This window comes from Neisseria sp. HMSC067H09 (assembly GCF_001814135.1).
Classification (GTDB): domain Bacteria; phylum Pseudomonadota; class Gammaproteobacteria; order Burkholderiales; family Neisseriaceae; genus Neisseria.
Map to the genome: position 1 here is coordinate 1 of NZ_KV814840.1, position 10,110 is coordinate 10,110.

Annotated in this window: 10 protein-coding genes and 1 pseudogene; 3 read left to right on the forward strand and 8 right to left on the reverse strand. The window is 52.6% G+C overall.

The window, feature by feature from the left end:
* Nucleotides 1-130: 130 nt before the first annotated feature.
* On the forward strand, nt 131-1,234 hold the full coding sequence (gene prfB, locus HMPREF2954_RS00135) for a peptide chain release factor 2 (protein ID WP_003743167.1): 1,104 nt from the start codon (nt 131-133) through the stop codon (nt 1,232-1,234).
* Between the two features lie 300 nt (nt 1,235-1,534).
* On the opposite strand, the gene HMPREF2954_RS00140 is transcribed toward prfB, so the two are convergent.
* Nucleotides 1,535-2,425: a DegV family protein gene (locus HMPREF2954_RS00140; protein WP_070688951.1), complete on the reverse strand. Its 891-nt coding sequence runs from the start codon at nt 2,423-2,425 to the stop codon at nt 1,535-1,537.
* A gap of 210 nt (nt 2,426-2,635) precedes the next feature.
* Between HMPREF2954_RS00140 and HMPREF2954_RS00145 the strand changes: the two genes are divergently transcribed.
* Complete coding sequence (locus HMPREF2954_RS00145) at nt 2,636-3,121, forward strand: dihydrofolate reductase (RefSeq protein WP_045073847.1); 486 nt, start codon at nt 2,636-2,638, stop codon at nt 3,119-3,121.
* 94 nt (nt 3,122-3,215) lie between these two features.
* On the opposite strand, the gene HMPREF2954_RS00150 is transcribed toward HMPREF2954_RS00145, so the two are convergent.
* From HMPREF2954_RS00150 to HMPREF2954_RS12600, 4 genes are all read right to left on the reverse strand, one after another.
* A complete protein-coding gene (locus HMPREF2954_RS00150) occupies nt 3,216-4,628 on the reverse strand; it encodes an OmpP1/FadL family transporter (protein ID WP_045073850.1) in 1,413 nt (470 codons plus the stop codon).
* A 299-nt stretch (nt 4,629-4,927) separates the two neighbouring features.
* On the reverse strand, nt 4,928-5,386 hold the full coding sequence (gene pyrI / locus HMPREF2954_RS00155; RefSeq protein WP_003758869.1) for an aspartate carbamoyltransferase regulatory subunit: 459 nt from the start codon (nt 5,384-5,386) through the stop codon (nt 4,928-4,930).
* A gap of 9 nt (nt 5,387-5,395) precedes the next feature.
* Nucleotides 5,396-6,316 carry an aspartate carbamoyltransferase gene (gene pyrB, locus HMPREF2954_RS00160; RefSeq protein ID WP_045073853.1) on the reverse strand — a complete coding sequence of 307 codons (921 nt, stop codon included), beginning with the start codon at nt 6,314-6,316 and terminating at the stop codon, nt 5,396-5,398.
* A gap of 47 nt (nt 6,317-6,363) precedes the next feature.
* Complete coding sequence (locus tag HMPREF2954_RS12600; RefSeq protein WP_156133778.1) at nt 6,364-6,510, reverse strand: hypothetical protein; 147 nt, start codon at nt 6,508-6,510, stop codon at nt 6,364-6,366.
* 140 nt (nt 6,511-6,650) lie between these two features.
* Here HMPREF2954_RS12600 and yccS point away from each other — a divergent pair, with 140 nt between their 5' ends.
* Nucleotides 6,651-8,798, forward strand: a complete 2,148-nt coding sequence (gene yccS, locus HMPREF2954_RS00165) for a YccS family putative transporter (protein WP_045073855.1) — start codon at nt 6,651-6,653, stop codon at nt 8,796-8,798.
* A 92-nt stretch (nt 8,799-8,890) separates the two neighbouring features.
* On the opposite strand, the gene HMPREF2954_RS00170 is transcribed toward yccS, so the two are convergent.
* The 3 genes and pseudogenes from HMPREF2954_RS00170 to HMPREF2954_RS11210 form a co-directional block, all read right to left on the reverse strand.
* Complete coding sequence (locus tag HMPREF2954_RS00170; RefSeq protein WP_045073856.1) at nt 8,891-9,427, reverse strand: suppressor of fused domain protein; 537 nt, start codon at nt 9,425-9,427, stop codon at nt 8,891-8,893.
* A 69-nt stretch (nt 9,428-9,496) separates the two neighbouring features.
* Nucleotides 9,497-9,724, reverse strand: a complete 228-nt coding sequence (locus HMPREF2954_RS00175) for a hypothetical protein (protein ID WP_045073857.1) — start codon at nt 9,722-9,724, stop codon at nt 9,497-9,499.
* Nucleotides 9,725-9,733: 9 nt separating this feature from the next.
* Nucleotides 9,734-10,110 (reverse strand): annotated as a pseudogene (locus HMPREF2954_RS11210) (HINT domain-containing protein); the annotation flags it as partial.

A 10,110-nucleotide genomic window follows, 5' to 3' on the forward strand; every position in this document is an offset into this window, starting at 1 on the left:
ACAATCGGCAAGGAAATTCAAAGGTCGTCTGAAAACTTGAGATTCAGGTTTTCAGACGACCTTTATCATAGAAAAAAGCCCGTAAATCCCTTACAATACGCCCCTAAAATTTTGAAAGCACACAAGAATCATGGAAGCCGAAGTAATCAACCAGCTCAACAACACCCTGAACGATTTGGAAAAGCGCAGCGAAGACATCCGCGTCTATATGGATTATCAGGGCAAGAAGGACCGATTGGAAGAAGTCATCGGCCTTTCCGAAGACCCTGAGCTGTGGAACGACCCCAAACGCGCCCAAGAAATCGGCAAAGAGCGCAAAATCCTCGAAGGCATCGTGTTGACGCTCGACAACATCGCGTCGGGCATCGAAGACAACCGAATGCTGATTGAAATGACCGTCGAAGAAAACGACGAAGAAGGTTTCGCCGCCGTGCAGGAAGACGTGGCGGGACTGGAAAAACAGATGGCGGATTTGGAGTTCAAACGGATGTTCAACCAGCCCGCCGACCCGAACAACTGCTTTATCGACATCACCGCAGGCGCGGGCGGTACGGAAGCGGAAGACTGGGCGGGCATGCTGTTCCGCATGTACAGCCGCTACGCCGAGCGCAAAGGCTTCAAAATCGAAATCCTCGAAGAAGACGACGGCGAAATCGCGGGCATCAACCGCGCCACCATCCGCGTGGAAGGCGAATACGCCTACGGCTTGCTGCGCACGGAAACCGGCGTTCACCGCCTGGTGCGCTACTCGCCGTTTGACTCGAACAACAAACGCCATACGTCTTTCTCATCCGTGTTTGTTTACCCCGAAATCGACGATTCCATCGAAATCGAAATCAACCCTGCCGATTTGCGCATCGACACTTACCGCGCATCGGGCGCGGGCGGTCAGCACATCAATAAAACCGACTCCGCCGTGCGCATTACCCACGAGCCGACAGGGATTGTGGTGCAGTGTCAAAACGACCGTTCGCAACACGCCAACAAAGCCGCTGCGATGGAAATGTTGAAATCCAAACTGTATGAATTGGAAATGCGCAAACGCAATGAAGAGAAACAGGCGTTGGAAGAAGGTAAGTCCGATGTGGGTTGGGGCAGCCAAATCCGCTCATACGTCTTGGACTCCTCACGCATCAAAGACTTGCGCACAGGCTACGAAGTCGGCAACACTAAAGCCGTATTGGACGGCGATTTGGACGGTTTCATCGAAGCCAGCCTGAAACAGGGCGTGTAAAACCTAAAATACAAAAAGGTCGTCTGAAAACCAGAGATTTCAGTTTTCAGACGACCTTTTTGTTTCCTATCCGTCAAATTAGCCACGACACAAAGTCATGGCATAACCGACCGCAACACATGGGGTTTCCCTGCGAAATAAATGCGCATAAAACCCAATTCTTGTCGGCATGGCAGGCCTTCGGCAAAGCCTACACTGAATATTCAGATTATCTCCAACCGACATCTATTTAATCATCAGGCCGTCAATTCAAACAAGCAATGCCCATAGTCTTTAAGATATGGCTTTGCTTTGAAATTTTCAGACAGGGGCTGCAATGCGTTCCACCATACCCACGCCGACCCCGCAGATGCCGACGTGCGCAGCGACAACGGGGGATACTGGTACGCCCTGCCCGAGCCGCCTTCCGGTTTTTTCAAAAAAACGTTCGGCAAAAAGCCGGTAGCGTTCTTCGTCGCCGCTGTATAGGCCGCCGAGGATAAATTGGTCTTTCGGCTTGCCGTTCATCAGGCTGACGGTATTGGCAATAATGGAATCAAACATTTTGACATCGTCGGTAACGGTTTCTAAGCGTTCCAAATTGTCTTGCGAAAAGTGCAGGACGTTACGCAATCCGAGCCAATCGCCGAAAGACGCGCCGACGCGGGAAAGCGTGCCGCCCAAAGAAAGGGACTTGAGCGAAGAAAGTCCGAATACGATGTGGCAATAAGGCTTGAGGCTTTCCAAGTGTGCGACGACCGTTTGGGGAGGCAGGCCTGCCCGAAGCAGCCGTTCCGCCTCCATGGCGAAAAAGCCTTCCGACATACAGCAGGTACCTGTGTCGATAACATGGATTTTCAATTGTGGAAACTGCGCCGCCATTTTGCGGATAACATCCGCCGAGTCGCTCAATTTGTGACTCAACGTCGTAACGATGACTTCGTGATAGCCCTGCTCCACCAGATAATTGAATGTTTTGAACAATTCGTCTTCGCAAGGCGGCAGCGTGCTGATCGGGTCATCCAGATGATTGGTGCGCCATTCGCAATATTCTTTGTTGTTCACATCTGAACCGTCTGCATGCCATTGATGATTAAACGAAATGTTTAAATGCAGAATATGTATGGTGCTGTCGCGTCCGGCCATACTGTCAACTGAACCGCTGGATGTCGATAAAACCGCACAGCGGTACAATGCATAAGAACCCGGCATACTTTCTCCCTCGAATATCCGACAATGAAAATCTATCCCTTAATATGATTTAACCGTTAAGACAAACGGTATGTTTAAATGATAAACGGTATGTTTATTATTGTCTATATGATTATTACCTCAAGTCATATTTTAGGATGCCAGGAAGAAAACCGCTCCATACGCCATATCGTTTACAATACTGGCTTTTAGCCTCAAACAAGGATGCTCATGCAAAAAATCACTCTGATTGCCGCTTATGCCGCCCACCGTTGTATCGGCATCAACAATACCATGCCTTGGCATCTGCCCGAAGACTTTGCCTTTTTCAAAACCTATACCACAGGCAAACCGGTCGTCATGGGGCGTAAAACATGGGAATCTCTGCCTAAGAAACCATTGCCTGGCCGCCGCAATATCGTTATTACCCGTCAGTCGGATTATCTTGCCGAAGGGGCGGAAACCGTCTCCGAGCTGGAAGAAGCATTGGCATTGTGTGCGGATGCCGAAGAAATCATCATCATGGGCGGTGCGCAGATTTACGCCCAAGCCCTACCGTATGCAACCGATTTGCGCCTGACCGAGGTGTCGCTCGATGTATCCGGAGACGCTTTTTTCCCTGAATTTTCATCGGATAAATGGAAAGAGCAGTTGCGTGAAACACACATAAGCGAGAAAGGTATCGGATACGCCTTTGTCCACTATGTCCGCCGTTGACCAAGCATTCCTTTGAATCCGTATATTAAAAAAGGTCGTCTGAAAACCTGGATATTGGTTTTCAGACGACCTTTTGATGTCGGCGCAAAACGGCTTACTTGAATTTGTAAGTGTATTGCAGGCCGATGATGTCGGCGTGGTTTTTGAAACGCGCGCCGGATGCGCCTTTGCTGTCCACATCGCTACCGGTCGCGCGGGCAGTGTGGTAGCGGGTGTCGTTGATGTGGATGTGGCTGTAAGCGGCATCGAGGACGTGGTTTTTGCCGATATGGTATTTCGCACCGAGCGAGAACCAGATGCGGTTGCCGTCGGGCAGGCTGTTCATGCGGTAGCCGGCGTTTTTGACGGGCGAGCGGTCAAAGGCGATACCTGCGCGCAGTTGCAGCGGGTCGGTCACTTGGTAAGAACCGCCGAGCGCGACTTTGTAAGTGTTGCGCCAGTTGGGCGTGATGACGGTGCGGTCGGATTTGCCGTTGACGACGTTTTTGGTGTTTTCAAAAACCAGTTCCGCTTTGTTGAAGCGGCTGTGGCGCGTCCAAGTTACATCGCTGAACAGGTTGAATTTGTCGGTGGCTTTGTACATGCCGTGAACGGACAAGGATTCGGGCGTGACGATTTTGACGCTTGCTTTTTCACGCGGAACGTAACCGCGGGCGGCAAGCGCGCCCAAATCCCAAGCGCGACGGGCGTATGCGCCGTCGGCTTCCCATTCTGCCGAGCCTTTGAGGGTGTGTGATACTTTGGAGCGGTAGTTCACGCCGACCCGTGCGCGGTCATTGATGTCCCACATCCAGGCAAGTTGATAGCCGAAGCCCCAGTCGTGGCCTTTAACTTCGGCGTGTCCGTCAGATTTGCCTTGCGCGCTGACGGATACAGGGCGGCCGGCGGCGCGTGAGGCAAGGCCGCTGGCGAGTTGGCTAATAGCGCCGGAGGCATCCCAGTCGGAATATTTGCGCAATTCGGCTTTGGAATATTGGGCGATCAGGCCGGCACCGAAAGCATGGTTTTCATTGGCTTTCCAAGCGACGACCGGCTCGATGTCGATGCTGGTAAGGCCGAGTTTGTTGATGTTATGGCGCAGCACGGAATCTTTTTCGTATTCGGTGACAGAGCCGAAAGGGACGTAAACGCCCAAGCCCAAAGTTACGTCGTCATTGACTTTGTATGCGCCGTAGAGGTGCGGAACGACGGTGGTTTTGGTGATTTTGCCGCTTTTCGAGCCGGAAACATCGCCGCCTTGATAGTATTGTGCGGAATCGGCTTCGTAGCGGATGCTGGGCAGGACGATGTTGGCGTTGACGGAAACTTGGCTGCTGTCAAGTTTGGACAGGCCGGCAGGGTTGTAGAAGATGGTCGATGCGTCGGCGGCTTCCGCGCCGGAAGAGTTGGCGGTGCCTTGCGCATTGACTGACTGCGTACCGAAGTGGTAGCCCGAAGCGTGGACTGCGCCGGAGAAGAAGACTGCGCTGAGTAAGATTACGGTTTGTTTAATAGGTGAGTTCGTCATTTTCTTAAAACCTACATTCAAATAATAAAGAGGTCGTCTGAAACAAACGCCTCTATCCGATTAGTATAGGTGCTCGATTCTATACCACCTTACCGTTTTTGCCTAATCTTTTCGATTCTTTGCACGGTTTTAACCCTATTCGATTGTTGCAGGGAAGTCATTTCTCTTTCATGCCTTTGAATTATCGTTTGTTGTGAAACCGACAACACTTCCCAAATGTAAAAAGGTCGTCTGAAAAACTGATTTCAAGTTTTCAGACGACCTTTCGCATTTATGCCGATCCGGCTTTATAGCTAAAACTAAGCCTCTGCCACGGAATCGCGGCTGAAGGTTTTTTCGCAGTAGTGGCATTTGAGCTTGGTCTGCCCGCTTTGTTTGCGGACGTAGAAGCGGCTTTTCACCGGCTCGCCGTGGCTGGCGCAGTTGGTGTTCGGGCAGCGGAACACTTCGGCGATTTCGTCGGGCAGGGTGAGCCGGCGTTTGTTGATGACTTTGAAGTGGTCGATGGTGTTGACGACGGCTTCGGGGGCGAAGAGGGCGAGGCGGTTGGCGGCGTTGTCGTCCAGCCAGACGCCGGTGATTTTGATGATGTCTTTGCTGCCTTGGGTTTTGCTGGGCAGGTTGAAGCCGACGGTGACGGCGCTGCCGTAGTGCAGCAGTTTGAATTGGCGCAGGATAATCAGGCCTTTGCCGGCGGGGATGTGGTCGATGACGGTGCCTTTTTCGATGGCTTCGACGCTGAGTTTGGGGGTTTCCATATTTGCTCCTTATACTTCTTCGTTCAACACCAGCGACAAAATCGCCATGCGGGCGTAAACGCCGTTGGTCGCCTGCTCGAAATAGTAGGCGTGCGGCGTGGCATCGACGTCGGGGTGGATTTCGTCAACGCGCGGCAGGGGGTGCAGCACGCGCAGGTTGGGGCGGGCGTTGGCGAGCATGGCGGCGTTGAGGTTGAATTTGCCTTGGATTTTGGCGAACTCTTGTTCGTCGAAGCGTTCGCGCTGGACGCGGGTCATGTACAGAATGTCCGCCCATTCGATAGCGGCTTCGAGGTCGGGCAGGATTTGGTAACGGCAGCCTGCGGCTTCGAGTTCTTCGGTGATGTATTCGGGCATGGCGAGGCTGGGCGGGGAGACGAAGGCGAATTCGCAGTCCCAGCGTTTGAGGGCTTGGCAGAGGGAATGGACGGTGCGGCCGTATTTGAGGTCGCCCGCCATGGCGATTTTGATGTTGTTCAGACGGCCTTGGGTTTCGTAGATGGTCACGAGGTCGAGCAGGGTTTGGCTGGGGTGTTGGTTGGTGCCGTCGCCGGCGTTGATGACGGGGACTTTGGAAAACTCGGCGGACACGCGCGCGGCGCCGTCTTTGGGGTGGCGTTGGATGATGGCGTCGGTGTAGCTGGAGATGATGCGGGCGGTGTCGGCGAGGGTTTCGCCTTTTTTCGCGCTGGTGTTGGCGCCGTCGGAGAAGCCAATGACTTTGCCGCCCAAGCGTTGTACGGCGGTTTCAAACGACAGGCGCGTGCGGGTGGAGGGTTCGAAAAAGCATGAGCCGATGAGTTTGCCTTCGAGCAGGTCGTCGCGCGGGTCGGCTTTGAGCTTGAGGGCGGTTTGCAGGAGCAGCTCGAGCTGTTCTGTCGTCAGGTCGGAAATGGAGATGACGTGTTGTCGGTAAAGCGGGTTGGGCATTCGGCTTCCTTTCTTCAATTCGGCAAAAACCCCGCTAAGGCGGGGTTTTACGAAACAACGACGGACGCGCCGCGGCGTGCGGTACGGGCAAAACGGGCGGGGCGGGCGTTAAGGCGCATGGGTCGTCTGAAATCGGTTTGAGGTGGCGGTATTATCGCATATTTGACGGGGTGGGGTTTCGGATTTTCGCGCAAAGGGGTCGTCTGAAAATGGCGACAGTTTGCGCTTTCAGACGACCCCGCAGCCCCCGTCCCGCCCTAAAATCCTGTTAGAATACCGTTTCATTTCATTCATAATAATCAAACCATTCCAATTTAAAGCCGCGCCCAATACGATGAAACTCCCGCCGCTCAAACCCCTCATCATTACCTCGCTGCCCGTCTTCGCCAGCGTCTTTATCGCCGCAACCCTCGTCTGGCGGTTTGGCACGCCCAAGCTCGCCATGCCCTTCGTGCTCGGCATCATCGCGGGCGGCCTCGTCGATTTGGACAACCGCCTGACAGGTCGTCTGAAAAACATCATCATCACCGTCGCCCTGTTCACCCTCTCGTCGCTCGTCGCCCAAAGCACGCTCGGCACCGGCCTGCCCTTCATCCTCGCCATGACCCTGATGACCTTCGGCTTTACCATTTTGGGCGCGGTCGGACTGAAATACCGTACCTTCGCGTTCGGCGCACTTGCCGTCGCCACCTACACCACGCTCACCTACACCCCCGAAACCTTCTGGCTGACCAATCCCGTCATGATTCTGCTCGGGACCGTGTTATACAGCACCTGCACACTCGTTTTCCAAATCATCCTCCCGCACCGCCCCGTCCAAGAAAGCGTCGCCAACGCCTACGAAGCGCTCGGCGGGTATTTTGACGCCAAAGCCGACTTTTTCGATCCCGACGAAGCCGCTTGGCTCGGCAACCGCCAAATCGATCTCGCCATGAGCAACACCGGCGTCATCACCGCCTTCAACCAATGCCGCGCCGCCCTGTTTTACCGCCTGCGCGGCAAACACCGCCACCCGCGCACCGCCAAAATGCTGCGCTACTACTTCACCGCCCAAGACATACACGAACGCGTCAGCTCCGCCCACGCCGACTATACCGAGCTGACCGACACCCTCAAAAACACCGACCTCATCTTCCGCATCCGCCGCCTGCTCGAAATGCAGGGGCAGGCGTGCCGCAACGTTGCCGCCGCCCTGAGGAACGGCAAAGACTACACATACAGCAAACGCCTCGGACGCGCGATGGAAGGCTGCCGCCAATCACTCTCGCACTACACCGACGACCACCCCGAAAGCCGCAACATCCACCACATCCGCCGCCTGCTCGACAACCTCGGCAGCGTCGACCACCAACTGCGCCAACTCCAACACAGCGACTCCCCCGCCGAAAACGACAACAGCAGCGACACCCGCATCGCCGCCCTCGAAAACAGCAGCCTGAAAAACGTCTGGCAGACCGTCCGCAGCCAGCTCAACTTCGAGTCGGGCGTGTTCCGTCACGCCACGCGCCTCTCCATCCTCGTTGCCGCCTCCTGCACCATCGTCGAAATCCTCCATCTCAACCTCGGCTACTGGATACTCCTGACCGCCGTCTTTGTCTGCCAACCCAACTACACCGCCACCAAAAGCCGCGTGTACCAACGCATTGCCGGCACCATCCTCGGCGTCATCGTCGGCTCCCTTGTGCCTTATTTCACCCCGTCCGTCGAAACCAAACTCTGGATCGTCATCGCCAGCACCACCCTGTTTTTCATGACCCGAAGCTACAAATACAGCTTCTCCACCTTCTTCATCACCATCCAAGCCCTCACCAGCTTCTCTCTCGCCGGGCTGGACGTCTATGCCGCCATGCCCGTCCGCATCATCGACACCATCGTCGGCTCCGTCCTCGCGTGGGCAGCCGTCACCTACCTCTGGCCGGACTGGCGTTACCTCACCCTCGAAAAAACCGCCGCCCAAACCGTCGGCGGCAACGGCGCCTACCTCAGAAAAATCCTCGACCAGCTCCAATACGGCATCGCCGACGATGTCGAATACCGCACCGTCCGCCGCCAAGCCCACGAGCGCACCGCCACCCTCAGCAGCACCCTCTCCGACATGAGCAGCGAACCCAAAAAATACGGCAACAACCTGCAAAGCGGCTTCAACCTTCTCAAAACCAGCTACGCCCTGACCGGCTACATCTCCGCGCTCGGCGCATACCGCAGCGAAATGGACGGCGCGTGCAGCCCCGACTTCGTCCGCAAGTTCTACCAAAGCGGCTACCGCATCGCCGACCTGCTCGAACGCCTCCCGCAAACAAGCGAACAAGATTTTCAGACGACCCTCTCCCAAATCCGAACCGACTTGGAAGCCTTACAAACAGAAGCAGGCGACGAACGTCAAAGCCACATCCTCCACCGGCAGCTCACCCTCATCGCCAACCAGCTCAACCCCTGCTACCGCAGCCTGCACGACATTGAAGCCAGCTTACAGGCCGTGTGATATTAATCGGCAGGCAAACGAAAAGTCGTCTGAAAACCAGAAACAAGGTTTTTCAGACGACCTTTTGATTGTTGGGTTTTTAATCTACCCTGCTATATAGTACTTGCACGATTTATATCTAAATAATCAATACCTAGCTCATCAAATCTTGTTTCCAATTCTTCTACCGAATGAGTATCTAAAAAAAGCCTCTCTTGATGAGTAATCGGCAATAACCAAAAAAATCGGACATTATCCATATATTCCAACTCTTGCCCATAAGGATAAGGCAGAGAAATCAGAAAATGCTGGAAGGATGATTGCTCAATCCACGGTCTGCCGATATTGACGGTTTTCCCTAATTGAAATTGATCAGGATAATGCATACTTGCAGATGCCAGCATTGCCAAGGTCTCAATATGTTCAGGCGTTTCAAACGGGCTGACGATAAAAAACTCCTGTCCTAAAAATGGACCTATCCCGGAGCTGACATAAACCCAAGGCTCATCTGCATGGTTAGGAATCACTTGGAAAACTTGGAAATCGGGAAGTTCTTCAACAATTCTTCCTAAAGCCCAAGTAAATCTTTTAATATCATGATGTTTCCAAAATCTTTGCAAGTGAGATAAAACAGTTTGGTTGTAGTCCATGCTTTTTAGCCTGTTTTCAAAGGTCGTCTGAAAAACCAAACACGGTTTCAGACGACCTATGTTTGCCAATTATTGGGACCACTTGATAATCCAATTAGATTCTTGTAGATATTCTTTTAATATCTCTAAGTTTTCAACCCAATCATCATAACTATTAAACGGTAAGAATTTGTCATTTGAAGATAATAGTATAAGAAATCCACCAGTATTTTCCTGATCATCAATAATTTTTATGAATTTTTCTTCAGGATTGGCTCCGTTCAGAATAATTCCTAGGATATTGAATTTTATTTCCATAGACACCTCCTAATCTTTAATAGGAATATGGTTATTTGTTAGTGGTTTTTTCTTATTCGGGTCTATCCTTTCCAAATGGACATGCGGTACATTTGGTGCATGATTCCCCTCTAAAGAGTTGTTATCAATTCTAAATTGCCTTGTTCCTGCTTTATTCCGATAAACACCACTACCTGATTTACCAATTTCTTTATATTCGGAGCCTAAGTATTTAATTCCAGCATCTAAGGCTTCATCAGAAGATAAAGTATGCTTACTTGTTATATTACCTCTTTGAGTATTGGTTTCATTGATAACAGCATCAATTTTTCTTGGAGATTTTCCATACGGACACTCATTATGAACCCAAACTCCTTCCGTTTCCGCCTTATCGCCCTTGACGAAGT